The following is a 21,707-nucleotide window of genomic DNA, read 5'->3' as shown; positions in this document are numbered from 1 at the left end:
GCGCGAGGAGATAAAGCGTTCACGGCATTGGACGTTGTGGATGAAAAACGCTGTCTTCCGCCCGTCGAAGGGACTTGTGATTAAGATAAGTGTGTGCTTATGTGTTGTCATGACTGAGAATGATATTTTCCGTGCGCTGGCCGATCCGACACGCCGCGCCATTTTCGAAAAACTGGCGGACGGCGCCATGAACGCTTCCGCCTTGCGTGAAGGCATCGAGATCAGCCAGCCGGCCATGTCGCAGCATCTTTCGGTCCTGCGCGGGGCGGGGCTGGTGGTTGAAAGGCGGCAGGGCCGTTTCGTCAATTATGAGGTCGATCCGGAAGGATTGACCCGCATTGCGGCATGGCTCGGCAAATATCGCGCCTACTGGCCGCAGCGCATCGAGGCTCTGAAGCTCCTGCTGAAGGATATGGATCAATGAACAGGCAAACACCGGAAGCACCGAAAAGCGGTCTGGAGCTTGAATATGATCTGGACGAGCCGCCGCAGAAAGTGTGGCGTGCGATCAGCATTCCCGCCTTTCGCGAACACTGGTTGCCGAGGCAGGCCCTGGCGGAACCAGAGGCGATAAAGACGACGCCGGGGCAGGAGGTCTGCTACCGGCTGCGGGAGGATCATCCGCCATTTCTGGAAAGCACCGTCACGTTCCGGATCGCAACGAATGACCGTGGCGGCACCCGCCTGCGCATCATTCATGACCTGCCCGTAAATACCGGCTGCATGACGAAGGCCGCCGCAAACCACAACGGTTCGCCGATCAAGCTCGCCGCCTGATCCGGCACGTTTCCCGATATTCTTAAACGACAGGAGTTCGCCGATGCGCGAAACGATGCAACTCGTCCCTATGGTAGTCGAACAATCGTCAAGGGGAGAACGGTCTTTCGACATCTACTCCCGCCTGCTGCGGGAGAGGATCATCTTCCTCAATGGCGAGGTGAACGATACGGTTTCCGCGCTGGTCTGCGCGCAATTGCTGTTTCTTGAAGCGGAAAACCCGAAGAAGCCGATCCATCTCTACATCAATTCGCCGGGTGGCATGGTGACCAGCGGTTTCGCCATGTATGACACCATGCGTTACATTCGCGCGCCGGTGCATACGCTGTGCATGGGAACGGCCCGTTCCATGGGCTCGTTCCTGCTGATGGCGGGCGAACCCGGCACACGGGCGGCGCTGCCCAATGCGAGCATCCTCATTCATCAGCCATCGGGCGGCTTTCAGGGGCAGGCGTCGGACATGCTCATCCACGCCGAGGAAATCAGGCAGACAAAACACCGCATGACGCGGCTTTACGCCGAGCATTGCGGGCGTAGCTACGAGGAATTCGAGAGGGCGATGGATCGCGACCGCTTCATGACGGTGCAGGAGGCTCTGGAATGGGGCCTTATCGACCGCATTCTGGAAGTACGTGAGGATGCGGCGGCATAGGGCTGTGCTTACTCGGATTTCCGGCTGATATTGGCGCCTGCTGGCAGGACTTCCAGGCTGCGCCGGGCAAGCTCAGCCACTAATTCCTCGAAACCGAAGCGGGATGTCCAGCCCAGCCCCTCTGCGGCGCGTGCGGGTGAATAGATCCGGTCAATGGTCGCCGGCAACGTCCATCCCATCTGCGCGAAAGCGGCGGCGAGGGCGGGGGTCCGCTGCCGCAGGATGGAGGCTGCATCCCGAGCGAGGATGTCGCAGTCATCAGCGGAAAACGGGGTGGCGGCCGATATGATATAGCGTTGGAAATCGTCTCCCGCATTGCTCAGCGCCAGCAGATGGGCGTCGGCGACATCGCGGATATCGACGCCGCGATGCAGCCGGTAGGCCGCCATCACATCGGCGGGCTCCGGGAAACTTCTGGACATGCGCAGCACGCGCACGGCGAGATGCGGGCCCGCCATCTCCGCCAGCACCTGCTCGGCTTCGAGCTTGGTGCGGTGATAGATGCTTTTCGGCCGGGGCGGCGTCTCTTCATCGATGAATGTGCAGGATCCTGCAGATACGGCGTGTCCATAAAGCGCCGTGGTGCTGGTGAAAACCAGCCGTGGCACGCCTGCCGCCATGGCCGCTTCCGCCAGCATGCGGGTCCCGTCGACGTTGATGCGCTGAAATTCCGCGTCCGGAACGATGCCGACATGCGGGGCGTGGAGTGCCGCCGTATGGATCACCGCGTCTGCGCGCTCGAGAGCGGAATGCAGGAGCGCCCTGTCTGCGAAATCGCCAACGATATGGGTGGTGGAGAAGGGGGAGCGGTCAATGCCGGTAACATCGTGCCTGCCGGCCAGGGCGCTGAAAATCGCACGGCCGACCCGACCGGAACTGCCCGTGAGCACTATCCGCATGATGTTGCCTCCATATCAACACAAAAGGCAGCGCCATGCGCTGCCTTTCAGGGGTGCATCCGGATGATCAGATGAGAAATGTAACCGAATACTGGCCACTCCCGCTCTAACCCTTTGATACGTGAACCCACGAACCTCAAAGCACAAGTACTTTTGGCCACTCAGGATGTCAAAATTGGCCAATGGCATGAACCGAAAGAAAAGCCGGGATGAAACCCGGCTTGAATTCGCGTAAATTTTCTCGATGTCTACAGTAGCAATTGCCGATTGGGACTGCCGTGAGGCTGAGGTCCCACCGTTGAACGCTTGCTCTGCCGATCCGAAATGATCGAGTTTTGACGCATCATCAGAAGCCGCATTTCGATTGGATCGACTCGAAGGGCTGCAAGTCCGATTCCACTTTCGTCCCAGCCAACTTTTGAGAGTTTTTCAGAGCGGATCAAATTGATTGCCTCGATGAACGTGCATCCGCAACGCTTGATCGAACTATGTAAATCGTGGAGCTCGCTCATGTCCGTGCAGTTGGCGACGGCTCGAAGGTTCGCGAGTAGAGTGATAACTTGCTCGGCCGGGTATCGAGGAATGATCCTGGCGCCGGGTCGCTGTTTCACTTCGAAGGATGGCTTCAGAAGGCCGCCGTTGATGAGCTGCCGGCCTAGTTTGCGCGTGACCCCAAGTTCAGTAGCGACCTCTTTCTGATTAAATGTTGCAGCCATTTCCGTGACAATGCGGTCGACGGCTTGGGCTTCGATGAGATTTCTGCCTCTACCGCTTGTTTCACTGGGGAGTAATCCTGCGTCCAGCACGAGTTTGTTGAGGCGCTCGAACGGAATGCCGTGGACTTTTGAGGCAGAGTGGATCGTGTGGAACTTTCTGGAAGTGATCGGCCCGAAGAATTCATCCCCGGGTCCGAGCGGGAGATTGTGAATAGCCACATCACGCATGATATCTCGGATCGGATCAAATGCAGCTTCGGTCGTCCGATGGGCAAGGGTTAGATAAAGACGACCGAAGATGGATCGTTCACCGCCGGAACCTTTCCCGCGGTGAAAATCATCCACCTGAGCCTGCAGGTATTGGCGGAATGCAGGTTCCCCTTCTTTAAGAAGATCGTAGCCAGCACCGCTGCTCTCTGACCATTCCCGGTCGCCGAATTCCGATGAGCGGAACAGGTTTCCGTGCAGCAGAGATGCGCCCACAATTTCGCAAAGGCGGATGGCGACATACAGCGGCAGGGAGTCAAGCCAGTCGGCGCCGCCCCTGACGCCTTTCAACCTCCTCTCGACATATGTCTGAAGATTGTCCGGTTCCGCAGCTTCAGCAGACGCCATGAACTTGGGAATCTTGGAAGATTCCGTCGCAAGGTTGGCCGCAAAGTCGTGCTGGAACGGCGATCTCGCGAGCTCGGCACTCGAGACGAGGCGAACGCCGTGCCGCTTGCAGGTGCGGATAGCGGAAACGTGCCAATGCAGGCGTCCGTATGCCCGAAAACCTCGCCTGCCGCCGCAGCGTTGTTCGTCTTCGCTCACGCAGAAGGGACAAAAACGAAACCGCAGCCTTTGCATCTCATGCCGGCTGAGCACCTGACCGGAGATTTGATAGATGTACTTGTCTCCGAGAATAACTCCCGCAGAGAGCGACGATCTCGGCATATCCAGAACTGCGGCGAAGGTCTCCAAATCCTTCTCCCGTCCGGCAACGATGCCCTGGAACTGAAGTTGAAGGTGGAAGGCGAAGGCGCGGGCGTTTTCGTAGCCACATGCCGCCGCAAGTCGCGAGAAATAGCTGGCGACGGTTTCATAGCCAGCGTGGAAGGGAAGCAATTCGGCAAGCCTGCTCATTGGGGGCGAACTCCGTACCTGGTTGCATTCTTTCCCTTGGACCTCAGCCTTTCGGCTTCCCAGACCCGATCGTCGTCGCGGAGCAGAGCGGTTGCGGGGTCGAGTTCCTCCCAGTTGGCGGCGGTGAAGATGTTCTTGCTAGGCCTGCAACCTGAGAAGGAGGCGTAGGTCTTCGCAAAGTCATCGATCGTGACATGGTCACGATCCGCGTAGATGGCTAACTCGACGGCCGCCCGGATCATCTGGACCACAGACCCGAATTCGGCATCACAGGCGTGCATCAATCGCTTGAGGAACGTGCCCTTTTCCCTTTGCCGCGTTTTGGTCGTTTCCTCGTCGGCTTCTTCGCCAGTGTCATCAAGTTTGATCCGGATTTCCATGCGAGCGTGTTCCTGCACAATCGTCTCCAGAATGCTTTTCACAAGGTCTGTCGTACCGTCTGCATCGAGGGTGTCGAAGGGAACGACGGTGCGGCGATTGTAGAGCTGCTTTCGCGCGAGGAAGCTTGCCAGGGGCGCCACGCCTGCAAGGATCAGTCTCACGGGCCAATCCGGCATCTGGGTCAGCGACTTGAATGCGTCGCCGATAACGGTTGCCTCGCGGAGAGAGGCAGTCTCGATAGCGTTCTGGGCCTCATCGATGAACACCCACATGACCTTGTGAACTTTCAACAGTCGGCGAAACAGCAGCCAGGCCTGGTTCTCCTTGATGCCTTCCGGAGGCGCGTGACCGAGCGCTTCGAGGCATGAGATAGCCAGCAGGCGAGGCGTACATGGTGACGGAGCATCGACAATGATGACGGGGTGAATCATGACACCGTCGTCGTCCACGTAGGACTGCATCGCAGGAATGCTCTCGATATGCTTCATCAGTGCCGTGGTCTTTCCTGCGCCGGAACGCCCGGTGACAGCCACGATCCTCCGCTTGTCAGGCCTCCCGGTGATAGGGGTGAGAACGCTTGCAACCGACGACATCAAAGCAGCTCGCAGGGGCATGTCACGATCGAGGATCACGTAGTTATCGTACAGTTCCGCGATCCGGTCCGCGATGGCTGCGCGGTTGTCACCGATCAGCTCACGGACGTGGGCGATGGCTGCCTGACTGCGCTTTGCGTCGAGGTTCTTGTCAAACATTTCCATGAGAATCTCCCTAGTTTTCGAAGATGTTGGTGGTGATGCGGCGAACGACCGTCGTCTCGTCGTCTACTGGCTCGTTCGGCTCGTGCGCATGTGCCTCCTGCTCCTGCCCGTGCTGCAGGGGCATGGTGCCGAGCTGCGGACGTCCGCCTGCGTCGGCTTCTTCCCGAGCCGCCTTTGCCGACTTTTTCTTTGCGGCGTAGACAACCGGGTGAATGCCGAGAGCCGCGAACAGCTCGTTGGACGGCTGCCATTCACCCTCTGGGCGGAATTCACCTTCGAACGGTCTCTCGACGACGTCGAATGTGCGGTCCATGCTCTTCTCGAAGCGCTGGTAGTCCTCGTCGGCTAACACGGGGCTGAGCAGGCCGGCTTCAAGACGAGCCATTTCCGCCTGGTTTTTGAGCCAGAGGAAGGTCGCCTGGAGGGTGCCGCGGGATACTTTGGCATTTTCGGCATTAAACAAACGGAGCTTCTCGGTTGCCGCCAGCCACTGCCAGATGCTTACACCCTCCAGATCCTGATGGACGCAAGGCACTTCGATCCAGCCGTCCTCGGCCCATACGGAGAGGCTGCCCAGGTTGTGATTGTTGATGCGGGCAATCACCGGAGTCTTGCCGACCTTTCGGCGAATCTTCTGAAGTTCCTTGCTCTGGAACTGCAAGCCGGCGCTCCGGATGCCCTTTTTCGAGATGGTGCGCTTGATGTGCGTTCCAAAAAGATGCGTACGCAGCGCTCCGGTCGGGCCGGGCATCACGCCGTAGTCTCGGCTGAGTTCCAGCCAACGGTTCTGCGGCGTGGACCCGTTCAGTTCGGAATGCGGCGCGTTGTGGTACCCATCGATGGCCCACCGGAGCATGCACTCGGCAACCTGATCAGCAATCATATCTGCCTCGGCTTCGGAGTCGTAGTCGCCCTTTTCGACAGAAGAACCCCACGTGCGTCCGTTGAAATAGTTGAACATCTGGTGCGAAAGGGTTCGGAACCAGCGCTCGATGAAGCCTCGCCAGGGTGCTTCCCCGGCGGGCGGCAGGAACAAGTCAGTGCCCATGTCGTTCACCGCGATCCGAAAAGAGCGGTTGGCAAAGTACGCTGCGCTATCGACCGCGATAGTCTCGATAGTGCCACCCTGAATCCATGCGGTTGAGCATCCGAGACGGCGCGCGATATCGGTCTTGTCGCGGGTCGACATTTCCAGGACTGTCATTGCCGATTTGTTAGACGGCGGACGAGCACTGACGTAGAGCGCTGTCAGGCCTCTGCTGGCCACATCGATCCCCGCCGAGATCCACAATCGGATCCGCTTGACCTTGGCCCGCTCGGTCTTCGACATCGTTTTCCAGACACCGATCATCGCCAGTACTGTGTGGAGGTCGGTTTCGTGATCATCGACTTCCACGCGCTCGCCCGCCCGGACGACGTCGATGCCGCCGTGCTCGGGTTGCCATTTGCGCTTGGCGGCTTCCTTGCCGTCGTGTGCAAGGTCGCGCTTCATCTCGGGAAGATCTGCATACCGATTGCGCAGCGTGCTCTCGCACGGAATCCTGAGTTGGTCGCCGGCACCGCGCGTTTTGTTTTCGGCCTCCATGACAGTAACCATGTCGGCATGGATTCTTGCGAGGTCGGGATCGGTTCGCGAGCAGGCGGCGGCGATCGCAGCGTTAAGGTGAATGAGCTCGTCCGCTGTGAAATACTCCTGGCGCTCGTTGCGATACTGGTTTCGGAGGAAGACCGGGTCGAATTCGTTCTCCTCCATCTTCTGCATCCAGGTCTTCAACGTAGAGGGGGTTGGTTCAACGAGGGTGACGGTCTTCTCCTTTGTCCGGTAAGTCGCCTTCGGCGAGCTCGCCAACTGGTGGGCACGCCATTTCAGAGAAATGAGCGGGATCACCCGCAGAAGGGAGTCGCGCGACTTGCTGACGCGAGGCGGAAGCGGCATCCTATCCATGCGGGCAAGCCTGCACTTTTCCCTGTAGTCGGCCCGCATCTCGTAGAAGGACCGAACGAAGTATTCTCTTTTAAGGACCGTTTCCTGATCGCTCGGGTTCATACCGCTGAGTTTGTCTGCACCTTTCAACCGGGCGCGCGCCTTCGTTTCGGCGTAGAAGTCCTTCTCGATCGTCATCGGATTGCCCGGACGGTTGAGTGCCTCCGTGATGTCGGCCTGACTGAAGGTTACTGTCGCCCGGGTCTCATCCATGCGCTGGAGCGCGGCACCGTTTCGGTCGCAGTACAGGACACAATAGTCGATGCCGCGATCACGAACGCGGGCCTTGACGGGAAGGCGGTTGAACACCGGCAGCACGGCGCCGTGCTGTAGCGAGAGGAGGGCGGGAAGGTTGGTTTCCATGTTTTTTCCTTTCATGCGGCGTTGTGGTTGAAGGCGACGAAGGGGGCATCCACGAGCTTGAGGTCGGGACGGCTGGGCAGTAGGATCTCGTCGTGGATCAGGCACCAGACGGCGTTCCAAGCGGCCGCGGAGTCATCGAAGATGCTCGTCAGCGTCATGAGTGACACGGTTCCGTCGAATTTCGAGGCGTGGTTCGCCAGGCGGGCATTGTCGTTGGCGACCGATCCCCTGAGCGCACGAAGGACGCTCTTTGCGTTCCACCCGCGGTCATTGGTGATCTCGCGTTCGGTCAGGATGATCGCCTCGTCGGCGAAGCCCGCGAGGGAGCCGGAGTTGATCCGTTCGATCGTGTGACGGAGGTCGTCCTTGTCTAGCTGCCAGGATGGTCGCACACCAACGACGATCCGGTAGCCATTGCCCGCCATCGTCGCCCGGAAGTCGACGGTGTGTTGTTTGTCACCGTCGTCGCGGGGGACGATGATGGCTTCGGGCTGATCCTCGACTTTAGCGACGTGCTTGGAGGCACAGAGCATGTAGGCGAGGTTCATCTCGTATGTACTGGCGTAGCTGATTGCCGAGCGTGTCTTCGGATTGGTAATGGTGCCGCGGGAATGGCCCTTCGTTCTGGCCGGGTACCATCGACTGGGCGTCGGCTCCTCGGTCGGCATCCAAAGCCATGGAAGGCTGACGAGGTCGGCATAGTTTTCGTCATCGTCGTGGACGTCGATCGGGAAGGGCCGAATCCGTCCCGAGATAAGCGGATTATCCGGCTTGAGGAAGACGGTCTCGGAAGGAAGCGGGATTTGGGTCCGGTCGTAGCCGGACTCCAGCTCCTTCATGAAGCGGATGAGTTGTCTGACGCGGGTCATTGAAGGCTCCGTTGAACGCAGGTGTCTGATGCCGGCCGCGCTGTGCGGCCGGGCCAGGGCTGTCTGGTGGAGGGATGTGCTAGGGCCGGGGCGGCCCGCGCGGAGTCATGGGGTGAATATCTCCCATCGATGACTGTCGGAAAGGCGATGGCCACGCCTTGGGCGTTCGACTATCCGGAAAGCGCGCATTTCGGCATCGCTTTCGAAATGCTGGGCGGGCCCCGTTTGGAGTGGTGAGGCTAACCGGGCAGCGGTGTCGAGCAGCGGGCTCAGTGTATTTGTGGCTCAATCGCCTGGAGTTCGGCGAGTCTCTGCGACACCTCCGGCTCCCTCAAACCTTCGGCCCACAGCGACCTGCGCGTGATGCCGAGGGGGCCTTTCTCCGCCATCAACGGCTCTCGAAGCATGACTTTTGCGATTTCGTCATCTTCACGAAACGAGTGCGCCAGGGTTGAGAACAGGTCGCGCGAGGGGATGGGCAAGCTGATACCCAGCCGGCGAAGGGCCGGTCCTGCTTCATGTTCGATCAGGCAAATGAGAAGCTCGTGTGCCGTTTCATCGTCGATTCCGAGCAACTGGGTCTGCTGAATGATAACATTCAACGTAGCCGCGAAGGTCGTCGCGAGCATCGGATGGTCCTGTAGAACATCGGCTGACCAGCGGAGCACGGCAGGATGGAAGTCGGCCAGAGTCGTGAAGTAGGTCGTCATTTCTTCATGGAGCATGCGGCTTCCTCGTTTTGGAGTGGATTGCGGATCGTTTCGGGCCGACTGGCGTTCTCGGCCGCTGCGGCATCGGTTCCCGGTGATCGGATAGCGTCGGGCATGTTTGGCTTCCCGCGCACGACGGTGACCTGGTGTGGTGCCAGCCGCTTCAGGTGACGGCGCGGTCTCTTCGGGAGCGCCTTCCACACTCCCGCCCACTTGAGGATGCGGACAAGATCGAGGTCGAACTCGTCCAGTTCTGCGGGGAGCACTTGGAGCAGAGTCTCGTCCATGACATCGGGTTTTCGGGTGCGCATCGAGCTGGTTTTGATGGTCATCCTGTTCTGGCTCCCCGATCAACGACGACGCCAGAGATTCAGAAAACTGTCGTGCTCATCGACGAGCGCGGTTTCGGTCGGTAGACCGAAATAGTACTCCTGCATAGGCAAGCAGGATTTAGGCAAGTTGACGCGGCGAGAAGTGCCAAGGCGCGTGAGGCGGACCGCGTTGCGGAACGTCTGAAAATCGCATGCACGCAGCCCGTGGCGATGGCATTCGGCTTTCATCGCCATGTAACGCGACGAGAGGTCTTCGAAGCGCTTCGCACGGATGCACTTGCGCGCAAAGTCACGCTGGATTTCGATCTCTGCCTTGGTGAAAGCCGTCGGCAGGACCTGAATGGAGACGTCGGATGCAGTGCTCATGTGGGTATCCTTCTTGGTGAAGTGCGGACGTGCGCCGTCGATCTCCGGAGTTGCCCGGAGTGCGGCATTTCTTGAACTTCGGAGAGACGCCGCGCGCGGCGCAGGTCAGTTCAGGGCGGATCGCGTGCGGATCTGTTCCACGTTGGTGTCGGCATTGGCGAATCTTTCTTCAGAGCACGGGTGGGCGTTCCCGGCAGGCAATGCCAGGGCGAAATCACACGGAAATGTCGGTGGTAGATCAGGCTACGACGAAGACCACGGCAGAGGTCAGCAGGCGCAGGGGGATGACTTCATTTGCTGGATACATTGTGAAACTCCATCGCAGTCACTAGCTACAATGTCGTTCCTAAATGACCCTCGGAAACTTGTCCGCCGACCTAAGGCTGCATCGTTCGAAATAGTGAAATTCTTCGGAGGTCGCCCGTTCGGAAGCATCAAGCTCCCCTTACGCGGTGCCGGGGCGCACCTGTGGCGTCAGCGTCAGACCTGACCCTTCACGGATATCGATATCTGTATCATCGGTACCTCCGGCGCCTCCTCGGGCGTGAGTAGTAAGGCAGATTGCAGGCGTGGCGTCTACAGAAAAATATTAAGCTATATCAGGTTGTTAAATGTTCTTCTTAAGTTCTCGTGTCAACAATTGAGAGAACTTCAAGCGACGAATCCTTTCAACCCGGTTTGTCCCTTGCGTCCGTGCAACGGATCCTTCCCGCACCAGCAGGGAGGTCGAATCCATGGGATATTTCACGCAGATCATGATCGAGGCGAAGGAGCGCTACGGGCATATCCTGAAGGAGAGGAATCTCGTGATGCGCGGAGAGCGCGGAGGAGGCGGACTGACCCTGGTGTTCAGGACGCGCGATCCTAACGGCTGGAGGCTACCAGTCGAACTCTACGTCCCGGGCAAAGCCGAAACACGCAAGGACCGGGCGGAGTGGGCGGATGTCCAGGTGACCGCCGAAATCAATACCGAGGTGAAATTCGGGGATGATGGGTGGTTCGGGTACATTCCGAGGCAGTTTGAGCAGGAGCAGTACCTCGCGGGGGACGACATGGCCCTGTTTGTCAACGCGATCGGCGTTTATCTGAAGGAAGTCGTTCTTGTTCCATTACATGAGAGCGACAGGGAAGTCTCGCAGGAAGTGGCGATGGCCTACGAGGAGTTCAGCGACCTGTGCGGCCCGGATGGTCCCGAGATAGCCTTTTCGACCGATGGTAAAGTGGAGACGCTCACCGTCGAGGATGCCGCCGGACGCGAGGTCAGATTCGCGTGGAGAGAAAGCGGCGTAGGCCTGCTTCACGTAGACGGGAAGCAGGTCAGGCGGCTGGAGCATCCAGCGGCATGGGAGATCCAGAAGGCAATCGGAAAACATTTCAAGGAGTGGACAGGTCCTCAGCCTCTGCAGTCTCTGTGACTTGCCCGTCGCTTTGCCGGGATCGCTGATATTCGTGCGCGTTGCGCTTTCGGGCGCGACGGTTTCTCTTTGCCTGAGCCCTTAGCGTCTTCAGGTCCGGGAACTTCGCGCCGTAGCTGTCCCTCAACTCCTCAACGTCCTCAATCGTCATTGCGTTCAGCATGAACCTCGTCGAGCCCGTTGGTGTCACGCCCTTCACGCCGATCAAGGATTCGCTGAAGGGAACAAGCGGCGGCGCGTCGATCGAATTTGGCATTCGGCCCGAGAGCGCCCGGGCGATGGCCAGACCAACCGCCTTCGACATTTGCGGCGGGAACGCGTTTCCGATCTGGTGGAACTGACGGTCTGCCTTGCCTTCAAACTTCCATGCCCGCGGGAACCCCTGTAGCACCCGGGTAACATCGACGGTCAAATAGGGAAGGGTTGTTGGGTCTTCGATGCTTCCGAGTGGGGCCGGTCCGTCACCGACGTGTTTCGGGTCGATGGCGAAGCCGAGCTCGTTCTCCCATCTCCGCTTCATCTTACCTTTGTTCTTGTAGAGGCTCGAGGTGACTGTGGTGGAGACCTTGCTTCCGTAATTCGCGAGCCAATTTTCCGCCCATTGGTCGTAGACGGCATCACCCAGCGCGCGATGTGGGAAGATCACGTCGGCGAGGGCTTCTCCCATGGTGGTCGTGATCCCGTCCTTCGGTAGTGAGAACAGTCCGGGTTCGTCCTTGTGCACGCCAACCAGCACCACCCGTGGGCGCGACTGGGCAAGCCCGAAGTCGCGGGCGTTCAGCTTGTGCAGGCCGATGCGGTAGTCGAGCGCCTTCAGCCGCTGGAAGACGCTGGCGCGATATTTAAGGAATTTCTTGTCCGTGAAGCCTTCGACGTTCTCGAAGAAGAAAGCGCGAGGCCTGATGACCTTCACATATCGGATCGCCTCATCGAACAGATTCCTGCTGTCGCTTGCGCCGAGTTGCTTCCCGGCCTGAGAGAACGGTCTGCACTCCACGCCTCCGGCAAGCAGATCGATACCTTGGAATTGTTGGAGATCCCGATCCGAAACCTTCTCCAGGCGCTTTCGGGTGACGGGCCACGTCCAGTTCTTTTTCAGGGTCCGGGTGGCATTGAGATCCATGTCGTAGAGCCGTGCGGGCTCGAAGCCCGCACCGAGCAGGCCTATCGCCTGACCGCCAGCACCCGCGCATATTTCCAGAAACCTCAAGGGTTTGGTGGCTTCGGTATTTTCTTCAAGTGCCGGATCCGGATCCGGCTCCGGATCGCAGGGAAGCAGATAGGCGAGGGCGTCCTGAAGCTCAGTCTGCCAGAGATAGCCATGTTCGAAGGCAAAGCCGCTGAACTTCTCGTACCAAGCAAACTTCCCATCGGCGAAGCGTTTCAGGGATTCATGGGCGGCGGCAAGCTTGTGCCGATGTGACCCATTCCTGAAGCCGGCGACACCCTTTCCTGGCAGTTCCACCTCGCCATAGACCGACTTGAATTCACGGAGCACGATCCTTGCGTGGGATCTCAATCTAACGGCCGCGGAAATGCATGCCTCGGACCGGTCGACGAGATCCTCGTTCGGATCGCAGGGTGGCTCCCCGACAAAGCGCTCCGTGAATGCGTCAATCTCGGAAAGGAGCGTGGCGACGTTTTCGCCGAGCGCCTGGACGCGGAGGTGCGACTGCTTCGAAGCCGCAGCCGTCATCGCGCGCTGGCGGCCCCGTTCGGCATAGGCGCTCGCTCCGATCCTGTTGCGGATCGTCAGACGACGGAGCCTGGCAACGGTTGGAATATCGACCTCGGTTCCGTCTGCAAGAGCGTCCAGCGCAGCTTGACGGGTATCGGCATCGGTCGCGATCAGCGCCTTCACCACGTGGAATGGGACGCAGCGCTTGCGCAGGAGTGACTCGCAGGATCCGAGGGTCTCATCGAAGGCGAAGATCGACGGCAGGTCGCTGCGCGGGATGCCGCATTCGACAACCAGGAAACTGCGCAGATCGTCGTCACTCATCGTTGAGCGCATTTGGCCGATGCTGGCGATCATGTCGAACTGGGCTTTGGCAATGGATTTGCGATTCGCCAGGATTCGCTTCATCAGCGCCCCCGGGTCGTCGCTCGTCGTGTTGTCTGCCGTCTCAGCCATCGCCAGCCTCTGTTGTCATTGCTGTCTAGCAGGCTGGTCCTTCTGTCCCGGAAATGGATTCGATCAAATTCTAACTATCCTGTTCGAAGTTCGCCGGTCATACCAATGGCGCGATGTCGTCCGCCTTCCTGATGGTGGACGCTGGGAAGGCGGAAGTGTCCGTCGATGCAAAGGGTTCTATTTTCAGCCTCACGTTCGCTAATCGATCAGTGAGAGATCCCGAAGAGGGAATTGGGCAAAGGAAGCCGAAAGCTGGAAACGCCAGGATACTTCCCCAACCGATAACTATGTGGCGTTGGCCAGCTTTGCGCCGTTATGTTGGTCGGTTGCTGTTCCTCAACATTGCGCCAAGCTGCCACTGCCTTACGACCGAAGTGGTCCAGATCTTTTGCACCTGCTATAGTGCAACCATACGTTTTAGAGAATCATTTGGGGCATCTGTTTGCACATTTCCGAGATATATGCCGCTGGCTTTCGTTGCTTTGCTCCGAACACTCCTCTGCAACTGAAACTTTCGCGCGGCCTTAATATGCTCGTGGGACCGAACGACGCCGGGAAGAGCGCGATAATCGATGCTGCCCGCTATGTCCTCTGGACACGCGGCGACGACTACATCCGACCGGACCTACATGATTTCCACGTCGATGCCCATGGCGCACGGGGTTGCGATTTCATCATTCGCTGCACCTTCGACGATCTCAACGCGGATGAAGAGGCTCGGTTCCTCGAATGGTGCACCAACGAAAAGGGGAAGCTCCGTCTCCACGTCTGTATCCGGGGCGCTCGCCGCGTTTCTCCTGGTGGTGGCAGCATCATCTCCAGCCAGCACCGCGCCGGCGCCGAAGGCGAAGGCCTACCGCTCGACGGGGAACTGCGCGAGTATTTGAAGGCCACCTATCTCAAGCCTCTGCGGGACGCCGAGCGTGAGATGCGAGCGGGGCGCCGGTCACGCCTGTCGCGTATTCTGGGCGCAATGCCCACGATGGGGCCTCAGAGCAAGCCGGCGGCGCCAGGTGCCAAAGCTACGCTCCATGACACGGTTGTCGCTGCAGATGTCGCCGTCCGAGACAACCCTGCCGTGGGCGGCGTGGCCAATAGCGTGAACACTGATTTCCTCGACAAACTGTCGTTCGTCGATGATCGCCTAGTTGCGACGCTGGACCTCGGCGCTGGTGGTTCGTTCGATCAGATCCTCGAAAGGTTCGAGCTTTATCTGAATGCCAAGGCTGGCACGGAGCGAGTGCAGCGGGGGCTGGGCTACAACAACCTGCTCTTCATGGCAGCCGAGCTGCTATTGCTTCAGTCACATCCCGACCAGGTGCCGTTTCTGCTGATCGAGGAGCCCGAAGCGCATCTGCATCCGCAGCACCAGACGCTCTTCATGGAAGTGCTTGCGGCCCGCGCCGCCAAGCCGGACCCGGGCAAGGGCGAGACCCATCAGCAGGTCCAGGTATTACTCACCACCCATAGCCCGCAGCTCGCGGCCGGCGCTGAGCTTGAGACCATGACGATGATCGTCGGTCACCGCGCTTTTCCGCTGGGCGCGGCCCATACCCGACTCGAAGTGGACGATTATGAGTTCCTTCGCCGGTTCCTCGATGCGACCAAGGCCAACCTGTTCTTCGCTCGTGCGCTGATTGTCGTCGAGGGCGACGGCGAGCACCTGTTGCTGCCGGCAATCGCCGAGAAGCTGGACCGTCCGCTCAGTCGCCACGGCGTGTCGATCGTCAATGTCGGCCACCGTGGTCTGTTCCGCTATAGCCGGATTCTGCAGCGTAAGGCCGGGGACGCGGTGCCGGTGCCTGTGGCGCTCATTCCAGACAGGGACATCCCGCCACCTGAAGCCAAAGGTCTCGTCGGCGAGCGCAAGACTGAGAACGAGTTGACCCAGGACGAGATCGCAGCGCGGCTGAAGACGCTGCGGCGCGATATCGGAGATCCCGTCGACGCTTTCATCGCCGATAGCTGGACACTTGAGTTCGATCTTGCGCTCCGGCCCGAGCTTGCCGAGAGCGTTCACCAGGCGGTTCAGCTCGCCAAGACCAGCAGTCGCAAGCCCGAACGGCTCGCGAAGATCGTGGAGAAGGCCAGCGAAACCTACGCGGGCTGGAAGGAGGCTGGGCACTCTGCCACCGAGATCGCCGTTAAGATCTACCAGCCTGTCCATGACAAGGAATCTTCCAAGGCCGAGGTCGCCGAGCAACTCGCGGCCATCCTGCGCAAACGCACCGATACGCCGGAGCAGATGCGCGATTGGCTCCCGCCCTATTTGGTGCGCGCGATCGACTACGTGACGGGTGGCTATGTCCCCGGTACGTCGGCGATCGCTCCCGAGCCAGAAGACGAAGAGATCGGCGTCGCCGGGATGGAAGGCGCGGCGGCGGAGGAGGGGTAACGTCATGTTCGAGATCCTGCCGCTCACGCCTGAACTGCTTGCTGAACTTGGCGACGAGCTGGGCGGCTGCGATTTCACCGACGCGAGCCAGACCGACTTCCTAGCGAAGACCACCCCATGTGACGTCCAGGCGGCGCCCGGCAATGGTAAGACGACGCTGCTGGCGGCAAAGCTCGCGCTGCTTTCACGTAACTGGCTGACCCGCAGGCGGGGCGTCTGTGTGATTTCGCATACCAATGCCGCACGGACGGAGGTCGAAGATCTGATCTCCCGCCACCCGACAGCGGCGCGACTGACGTCCTATCCCCATTTTACCGGTACGGTCACGGCTTTCATCAACCAGTACCTTGCCTTGCCTTACCTCCGCGGCTTGGGCTGGAGCGTGCGCCAGATTGATGACGACGCCTTCGCGTCGGAGGCGCTGAGGCGGTATCCCGGTTGGGGCGTCCTCGACAGTCTCGCCAAGAACAAGAAGCTCAAGCTGAAGCGTAGGCTCGAAGAGTGGATTGCGCTCCTCGATTTGGATCCGGGTTTCACGGACGTTGATGCAGAGCCCCAAGCACTCACGGTGCGCTGCCGCAAAGGGCAATGGGGTGCCCACACCGCTTGCGGGAAGGCGCTCGAATCCCTCAAGGCCTCGATGGCCAGGAGCGGACTCTATCGCTACGCCGACATGACTGCGCTCGCATGGCGTGCGCTCCGTGAAAACCCGGCTCTGGCCGCGCGGCTTCGTGATCGTTTCCCGCTCGTCATTCTTGATGAGGCGCAGGACACCCATGGCGAACAGCTTCGACTGCTGGAGCACCTCTTCAAGCAGGACGGGACAGCGTTCCAACGCCTCGGGGACAGCAATCAAACGCTCTACGAGGACGATGGTGCAGCCCCGGCCTATTGGACGCCGGGCCCCGGCTGCATCCCTCTTGATACGAGCCGCAGGTTCGGCGGGGAGATCGCCGGTTTTGCAAGCCGGCTGACCGCGCGCCAGGCTCAGACGATTGTGGGCTTGGGCATACGGCCTGCGTCGCGGGTGATGTTCCTGTTCGACGAGGGTACGATCGGCGGGGTTCTCGGAGCCTTCGCCGAAGAAGCGCGCGCGCTGTGGGGCGCCGATTGCAGTACGCGCGACGTCTGGGCGGTCGCATCGCGTCACAATCTGCCCGGCAAGAAGGGGGCGTGGCAGCCGAAGAGCCTGGTCGACTATCACCCTGCATATCGCAGCGAAGGTGGTTCTCGCGGGAAGGCCAACCTTCTGTGCCGGCAGTTTCAGAAGGCTGCGGTACACCATGCCGCAGCACGCCCTCCCGCCGAGGTCAGTGAGATGCTCGCGGTCGGCATTTCCGGTTTGGCGCGCGCCCATGGGTGGAGAGCGGCGAATGATCGTCCAATTACCGCGCACAATGTGTGGACGGCACTATCGCATCGCGACCTCGCGTTGCCACGGGCTGTCCGCCGACTACTGCGGGATCATGTGCTTGCCGGCGACGCGGCGTGGGATCAGGCGGCATGGTTGGTTTTCATGGAACAGTTGTTGCCGCACTTCAGTCCGCATCCTCAGGGAGCTGAAGCGGAAATCGCGGACTTTTGCGGTTTCGTCGCCGAACAAAAGGCCGATCCCGCCGACCCCGAACGCCGCTCTACGAAACAGGTGCAGTTCGACGAGCTAACATTGCGGCTGGGATCGATCCACTCGGTCAAGGGCAAGAGCGTCGACGGAATTCTCGTCGTCGAGAGCGAGGTATGGAAAGGCAGCGGAGCAGACGAGCAGTGCATCGATCTCACCACGGTCCTTCCCCGTGCCTTCGGCATTACCGACCAGCCACTCACGGGCGTAGGACTCACCGCCGCGACAAACGTCTTCGTGGGCGTGACCCGGCCAAGGGAATTGCTTGGTCTTGCGCTGCGGAAATCGCATTCGGCCGCAGTGGCACCGGCAGCGCAAGCGCAAGGATGGAAGGTCATAGACCTAACCACAAAGGAACAGCAAGATTGACGACAATCGCGAGATGTTGGCTTTCCAAAACATCCAGGCCAAGTCCGAATGTTCTGCTCGCTCCCAACCTAACCTGTCGAAGATCCGGACCATCTGCATCTTTCGGTTACTTCGGTACTTCCTCAGCCTTCAATAGTTCGGGCAAACATGCCGGATTTGAAATCTGTAAAGGGAAGAGTATCGAGCGATTTAAACAAGGCTTCACAAAGCCGAATAAACGGGGACTTAAAATGGCGTCGAACCGCGAGCTTTGGCCTGAATTTTTCAACGAGCTGGACTTTCCGGCATTCCCTTGTCCTTCATGTAGTCGGGGTCGACTGGTTGTAGATTCCCAGACTTATTCCAAGGTGCGTTCCGGAAGTAGCGATCTTTACCTCCAGAAGCACGGTTATTCGCCTGACGAAGATTTCGGGCGTTTTACATGCATCATGGTATGCAGCAGTAGATCCTGCCGAGAAGTCGTGACAGTCTGCGGGAATTATACCGAAGTGGAGACCTACGGAAGTCGCCGAGAAATTACGACGGCCACACAGAATTGGCCGCGCTTTATGGAGCCGGCGCCACCATTGATGGATATTCCGGACGAAACACCGACGGAAGCCGCAAAGGCGATGCAGCAGTCGTTTAACTCGTTTTGGGGCGATCGCGGGTCGGCGGCCAACCGACTACGGATTAGTGTCGAACGTATCATGGATGCCCACAGTATCCCTAGGGAGGAGGGCGGCCACGAGCTCAAACTATTCAAGAGGATCGACCGATTCGCTGAAAAATACGCGGGAGGATCTAAGGATACTTTCGACGCCCTGCGGCACGTAGGCAATCTTGGCAGCCATGACGGCGACGTATCGAGGGAGGCTTTGCTAGACGCTTACGAAATTTACCAAGAGTGGTTGCGCAACTTTTATCGAGCTTATCCGGACCGAATAAAGGTGCTCACGGAGCGGCTAATTAAGAGCAGGGGAAAGTATTAGATTGTACCCCAGCCTTTTGGCCTCGATTGGACCTATTAATGTGCGGTATTGGGGAGCAAAAACAACCAGACCTAAAATGACATGCCGACTACCCTGGTTCCGGTGAAAACGGGAATGAGTGTAGCGTATCTGACATAAGCTTACGCAGCGGCGGCTCACTATCGGTTTACTGAAGACACAACGACTATCAGAACGGTCAGAAGGGCGGCCCCACCACCTATCACTAGCGCGCTTGCGACTCCAAAATGATCGACAGCTAGCCCTCCGACCAGCGCGCCCGCTCCAATGGCAAGTTGAGCAGTAGAGACGAACAGCGCTGCCACGCTTTCGAGCTTGTCAGGTGCGGAGCTGAACATATAGGTCTGCATCGCGATAGGAAGCATTCCAAAGCCGAAGCCCCAAGCCAGCGTCCAGATCGTCGCGGCCACGGCGCTATCTCCAGTTGCCGCAAGGCCGAACGCCGACAAGCTGATCAACGCAGCAGTCCCGGATAAGGCAAGATTCAGGTGTTTCCCTACCGCCCAGCCGCCGAACAGATTCCCGATGAAGCCGGCAACACCGTACCCAAGAAGGAGCGCGCTGAGCGCGGCGGCGTCGATATGCGATACCTGATTGAGAAAAGGTGTGATGTAGGTGTAGGCGGCGAATTGCCCGATGAATATCAGGACAGCGGCAAGCAGGCCCACTTGCGTCTTTCTGTTTCGAAGTACGGCTGGGACTTGGGCCAATCCGGATGACTGCTGTGGCTTGATCGAGGGCAAGAGCAACAGGAGTGCTGCGACCACGAGAATGGCTACTCCAGATGCCAGTCCGAATGACAAGCGCCATCCCAGTAGATTCCCGACGAGTGCGCCCGCCGGAACGCCGGCGACCGTTCCCAGCGACACACCGGAATAGATCAGAGACGTAGCACGTCCGCCCTCCGCTCCGGGGCGAAGTCGCGGACCAAGTGATCCCCCGATCGTCCAGAAGCCACCAACCCCGATTCCCAGCAGAACGCGGCCGAGCATCAGCACCTGGAAACTGGTCGCCGCCGCGACAATTGCATTTGAAAGCACAAGTAGTCCCAGAAGGAAGACCAGAACGTGCTTGCGGTCGAACCGACCGGCAAGGCCTATTGTGAGAGGGGCGGCGATGGCGGCGAGGACACCTGGTGTCGTGACCATCAGGCCAGCCTGCCCCTCGCTGACGCCGATGTCTGCTGCGATCTGTGGCAGCAGTCCAACGGGTAGGAATTCCGTGGTGACGAGAGCAAATGCGCCAACTCCGACGCTGGCAACTGCGGCCCAAGATGCAAGTGGGGTATCGTGCGCACGAGTTTGCGAATAACTGGAAGAAACAGGCATATCCATCTGAAGGTCCTTATCCGTGAGAGCGTTCGGCCGGAAGCTCACGCCTCCGGCCGAATCTCGTCATCCAAACTTCACGAGGTTAAGTGCTGGGAGCGGACCGCCTGGAAACTGCACCAGTTTTCCACCGATCGAGACCGGACCGAGGTCAATCCCCGCGAAGCCCAGCTTGGCGATCAGCGCTCCCACTTCGGCCTTCGACCGCGCGTCGTCTCCCGAATAGAAGAGGACGCGGCTGCCACCTTCGGCGCGTGGATCACCAGAGAGCAGATGCGCAGGGAGATGGTTGAACGCCTTTACGACACGAGCGCCCGGCACCAGGCTTGCGAAGACTTCCGTCGACAGCCGGCCATTAAGTTCGGCCGGCTGAAAGAGCGGACGCTCGATCGGGTTGTTGGCGTCGATGACGATGCGGCCGGCCCAATCCGGGACATTCGCCAATGCCTTTGGCAACTTCGACCAAGGCACGGCGACCAGCACGAGATCGGCCTTGGCCGCTTCCTGGATGGTGCCTGCCGTGATGTGTGGCGTCAGTTCGGCTGCGAAGTCCCGAAGCGTCTCGGGACCCCGACTATTGGAGATCGTTGCGGCGATACCGTTCCGGGCAAGCGCGCGGGCGAATGCGGAGCCGATCTCGCCGGCTCCAATGATACCGATAGACATGGGGAGTCTCCAGGTTGGATTTATGATTAAGCGGTGAAGCCGCCGTCGGCGACGATGTCAGCACCGGTCACGAAGGCAGCCTCCGGACTGGCGAGATAAGCCACGACGCTTGCAACCTCGTAATCCTTGCCGTAGCGGCCGATCGCCATTCCGGGGCCGACGATCTTCGAGACGGGACCTCCATCCGGATTCATGTCGGTGTCGGTCGGGCCGGGGTGCACCGTGTTCACGGTGATCCCCTTGGGGCCGAGGTCGCGAACGAGGCTGCGGTTGAAGCCGGAGACAGCTCCCTTCGTCAGCGTATAGAGAGAGGCAGTCGGGAAGGCCGCATAGCGAACCATCGACGAGCCGATATGGATGATCCGTCCGCCCGACTTCATACGGCGCGCAGCTTCCTGCGTGCCGACGAAAACACCTGTCACGTTGACCGCAATCATGCGCTCGTAGTCTTCGAACTTGATGTCCTCAATCGGACCACCGAGCGCGATGCCGGCATTGTTGACGAGGATATCCAGGGAGCCGAAGGTTTCCTCGGTCTTGGCCACGGCGGCCCGAACCGATTCAGGGTTTCCGGAGTCGGCATGGATGGCGATCGCACGTCCGCCTGCGGTTTCGATTTCCTTTACGACTGCCGCTGCCTTTTCCGGCGATGCGCTGTAGGTGATGGCCACTGCGGCTCCATCAGCAGCAAGACGCTTTGCGATGGCGGCACCGATCGAACGGGACCCACCGGTGACGAGAGCGGTCTTGTTGGACAGTTTCAGAGAGGTGTTGGTCATTGCGATAACTCCGTTGCTTGGTTTCGATGGAGTGAATATCGCCCTCTTATTCCTCTTTGATTAGACGGTATTGACTGTT

At 59.4% G+C, this 21,707-nt stretch carries 19 protein-coding genes; 7 read left to right on the top strand and 12 right to left on the bottom strand.

Annotated features, from left to right (window positions below):
* Positions 1-109 precede the first annotated feature (109 nt).
* Genes CFB10_RS02185 through CFB10_RS02175 form a run of 3 tightly spaced genes read left to right on the top strand, consistent with a single transcriptional unit; the run spans position 110 to position 1,429 of the window.
* Positions 110-424, top strand: a complete 315-nt coding sequence (locus CFB10_RS02185) for a helix-turn-helix transcriptional regulator (protein WP_006697387.1) — start codon at positions 110-112, stop codon at positions 422-424.
* Positions 421-777, top strand: coding sequence for an SRPBCC domain-containing protein (locus tag CFB10_RS02180; RefSeq protein ID WP_020012670.1), 357 nt, complete (start codon positions 421-423; stop codon positions 775-777). The genes CFB10_RS02185 and CFB10_RS02180 overlap by 4 nt, the downstream gene beginning before the upstream one ends.
* Before the next feature lie 43 nt (positions 778-820).
* Positions 821-1,429, top strand: a complete 609-nt coding sequence (locus tag CFB10_RS02175; protein ID WP_020012669.1) for an ATP-dependent Clp protease proteolytic subunit — start codon at positions 821-823, stop codon at positions 1,427-1,429.
* A gap of 8 nt (positions 1,430-1,437) precedes the next feature.
* On the opposite strand, the gene CFB10_RS02170 is transcribed toward CFB10_RS02175, so the two are convergent.
* The 8 genes from CFB10_RS02170 to CFB10_RS02135 form a co-directional block, all read right to left on the bottom strand.
* On the bottom strand, positions 1,438-2,328 hold the full coding sequence (locus tag CFB10_RS02170) for an NAD(P)-dependent oxidoreductase (RefSeq protein WP_020012668.1): 891 nt from the start codon (positions 2,326-2,328) through the stop codon (positions 1,438-1,440).
* Positions 2,329-2,576: 248 nt separating this feature from the next.
* The gene (locus CFB10_RS02165; RefSeq protein WP_020012667.1) at positions 2,577-4,169 is read right to left on the bottom strand and encodes a TniQ family protein; all 1,593 of its coding nucleotides are present in this window, start codon (positions 4,167-4,169) and stop codon (positions 2,577-2,579) included.
* Positions 4,166-5,308 carry an ATP-binding protein gene (locus CFB10_RS02160; RefSeq protein WP_020012666.1) on the bottom strand — a complete coding sequence of 381 codons (1,143 nt, stop codon included), beginning with the start codon at positions 5,306-5,308 and terminating at the stop codon, positions 4,166-4,168. The genes CFB10_RS02165 and CFB10_RS02160 overlap by 4 nt, the downstream gene beginning before the upstream one ends.
* 10 nt (positions 5,309-5,318) lie before the next feature.
* Positions 5,319-7,655 (bottom strand): Mu transposase C-terminal domain-containing protein, encoded by a 2,337-nt coding sequence (locus CFB10_RS02155; RefSeq protein WP_026364122.1) that lies wholly within the window; start codon positions 7,653-7,655, stop codon positions 5,319-5,321.
* Positions 7,656-7,666: 11 nt separating this feature from the next.
* Positions 7,667-8,524, bottom strand: coding sequence for a hypothetical protein (locus CFB10_RS02150; protein ID WP_020012664.1), 858 nt, complete (start codon positions 8,522-8,524; stop codon positions 7,667-7,669).
* 269 nt (positions 8,525-8,793) lie between these two features.
* Positions 8,794-9,249, bottom strand: a complete 456-nt coding sequence (locus CFB10_RS02145; protein WP_052819824.1) for a hypothetical protein — start codon at positions 9,247-9,249, stop codon at positions 8,794-8,796.
* Positions 9,231-9,566, bottom strand: a complete 336-nt coding sequence (locus CFB10_RS02140) for a hypothetical protein (protein WP_020012661.1) — start codon at positions 9,564-9,566, stop codon at positions 9,231-9,233. The genes CFB10_RS02145 and CFB10_RS02140 overlap by 19 nt, the downstream gene beginning before the upstream one ends.
* 18 nt (positions 9,567-9,584) lie before the next feature.
* A complete protein-coding gene (locus CFB10_RS02135) occupies positions 9,585-9,932 on the bottom strand; it encodes a hypothetical protein (RefSeq protein WP_020012660.1) in 348 nt (115 codons plus the stop codon).
* A 734-nt stretch (positions 9,933-10,666) separates the two neighbouring features.
* On the opposite strand from CFB10_RS02135, the gene CFB10_RS02130 reads away from it, so the two are divergent.
* Entirely contained in the window at positions 10,667-11,347 is a 681-nt protein-coding gene (locus CFB10_RS02130; protein ID WP_020012659.1) for a hypothetical protein, read from the top strand.
* Here CFB10_RS02130 and CFB10_RS02125 read toward each other — a convergent pair.
* The gene (locus CFB10_RS02125; protein WP_020012658.1) at positions 11,307-13,481 is read right to left on the bottom strand and encodes a DNA cytosine methyltransferase; all 2,175 of its coding nucleotides are present in this window, start codon (positions 13,479-13,481) and stop codon (positions 11,307-11,309) included. The genes CFB10_RS02130 and CFB10_RS02125 overlap by 41 nt on opposite strands.
* A gap of 442 nt (positions 13,482-13,923) precedes the next feature.
* Between CFB10_RS02125 and CFB10_RS02120 the strand changes: the two genes are divergently transcribed.
* The 3 genes from CFB10_RS02120 to CFB10_RS23935 all read left to right on the top strand — a co-directional run bounded on the left by CFB10_RS02120 (position 13,924) and on the right by CFB10_RS23935 (position 18,837).
* Complete coding sequence (locus CFB10_RS02120) at positions 13,924-15,876, top strand: ATP-dependent endonuclease (RefSeq protein ID WP_081629722.1); 1,953 nt, start codon at positions 13,924-13,926, stop codon at positions 15,874-15,876.
* A 4-nt stretch (positions 15,877-15,880) separates the two neighbouring features.
* A complete protein-coding gene (locus CFB10_RS02115) occupies positions 15,881-17,866 on the top strand; it encodes a UvrD-helicase domain-containing protein (protein ID WP_020012656.1) in 1,986 nt (661 codons plus the stop codon).
* A gap of 569 nt (positions 17,867-18,435) precedes the next feature.
* Entirely contained in the window at positions 18,436-18,837 is a 402-nt protein-coding gene (locus tag CFB10_RS23935; RefSeq protein ID WP_170940891.1) for a DUF4145 domain-containing protein, read from the top strand.
* Between the two features lie 158 nt (positions 18,838-18,995).
* Here CFB10_RS23935 and CFB10_RS02105 read toward each other — a convergent pair whose 3' ends face one another.
* From CFB10_RS02105 to CFB10_RS02095, 3 genes are read right to left on the bottom strand one after another with little or no spacing between them, the layout of a single operon-like run.
* Complete coding sequence (locus CFB10_RS02105) at positions 18,996-20,189, bottom strand: MFS transporter (protein WP_170940890.1); 1,194 nt, start codon at positions 20,187-20,189, stop codon at positions 18,996-18,998.
* 60 nt (positions 20,190-20,249) lie between these two features.
* Entirely contained in the window at positions 20,250-20,849 is a 600-nt protein-coding gene (locus CFB10_RS02100; RefSeq protein ID WP_020012653.1) for an NADPH-dependent F420 reductase, read from the bottom strand.
* A 26-nt stretch (positions 20,850-20,875) separates the two neighbouring features.
* Positions 20,876-21,628: a 3-oxoacyl-ACP reductase family protein gene (locus CFB10_RS02095; protein ID WP_020012652.1), complete on the bottom strand. Its 753-nt coding sequence runs from the start codon at positions 21,626-21,628 to the stop codon at positions 20,876-20,878.
* Between the last annotated feature and the right edge of the window lie 79 nt (positions 21,629-21,707).

The organism is Agrobacterium sp. 719_389 (assembly GCF_900188475.1).
Classification (GTDB): Bacteria; Pseudomonadota; Alphaproteobacteria; order Rhizobiales; family Rhizobiaceae; genus Agrobacterium; species Agrobacterium radiobacter.
The sequence above is the reverse complement of the archived record's forward strand: the minus strand, read 5'-3'. Positions and strand labels throughout refer to the sequence as shown.

Coding starts and splice junctions, on each gene's coding strand:
- CFB10_RS02160 (WP_020012666.1), bottom strand. CDS start 5,308: ATGGAAATGTTTGACAAGAACCTCGACGCAAAGCGCAGTCAGGCAGCC.
- CFB10_RS02100 (WP_020012653.1), bottom strand. CDS start 20,849: ATGTCTATCGGTATCATTGGAGCCGGCGAGATCGGCTCCGCATTCGCC.
- CFB10_RS02165 (WP_020012667.1), bottom strand. CDS start 4,169: ATGAGCAGGCTTGCCGAATTGCTTCCCTTCCACGCTGGCTATGAAACC.
- CFB10_RS02140 (WP_020012661.1), bottom strand. CDS start 9,566: ATGACCATCAAAACCAGCTCGATGCGCACCCGAAAACCCGATGTCATG.
- CFB10_RS02125 (WP_020012658.1), bottom strand. CDS start 13,481: ATGGCTGAGACGGCAGACAACACGACGAGCGACGACCCGGGGGCGCTG.
- CFB10_RS23935 (WP_170940891.1), top strand. CDS start 18,436: ATGGATATTCCGGACGAAACACCGACGGAAGCCGCAAAGGCGATGCAG.
- CFB10_RS02180 (WP_020012670.1), top strand. CDS start 421: ATGAACAGGCAAACACCGGAAGCACCGAAAAGCGGTCTGGAGCTTGAA.
- CFB10_RS02150 (WP_020012664.1), bottom strand. CDS start 8,524: ATGACCCGCGTCAGACAACTCATCCGCTTCATGAAGGAGCTGGAGTCC.
- CFB10_RS02135 (WP_020012660.1), bottom strand. CDS start 9,932: ATGAGCACTGCATCCGACGTCTCCATTCAGGTCCTGCCGACGGCTTTC.
- CFB10_RS02130 (WP_020012659.1), top strand. CDS start 10,667: ATGGGATATTTCACGCAGATCATGATCGAGGCGAAGGAGCGCTACGGG.
- CFB10_RS02145 (WP_052819824.1), bottom strand. CDS start 9,249: ATGCTCCATGAAGAAATGACGACCTACTTCACGACTCTGGCCGACTTC.
- CFB10_RS02155 (WP_026364122.1), bottom strand. CDS start 7,655: ATGGAAACCAACCTTCCCGCCCTCCTCTCGCTACAGCACGGCGCCGTG.
- CFB10_RS02185 (WP_006697387.1), top strand. CDS start 110: ATGACTGAGAATGATATTTTCCGTGCGCTGGCCGATCCGACACGCCGC.
- CFB10_RS02105 (WP_170940890.1), bottom strand. CDS start 20,189: ATGGATATGCCTGTTTCTTCCAGTTATTCGCAAACTCGTGCGCACGAT.
- CFB10_RS02095 (WP_020012652.1), bottom strand. CDS start 21,628: ATGACCAACACCTCTCTGAAACTGTCCAACAAGACCGCTCTCGTCACC.
- CFB10_RS02170 (WP_020012668.1), bottom strand. CDS start 2,328: ATGCGGATAGTGCTCACGGGCAGTTCCGGTCGGGTCGGCCGTGCGATT.
- CFB10_RS02115 (WP_020012656.1), top strand. CDS start 15,881: ATGTTCGAGATCCTGCCGCTCACGCCTGAACTGCTTGCTGAACTTGGC.
- CFB10_RS02175 (WP_020012669.1), top strand. CDS start 821: ATGCGCGAAACGATGCAACTCGTCCCTATGGTAGTCGAACAATCGTCA.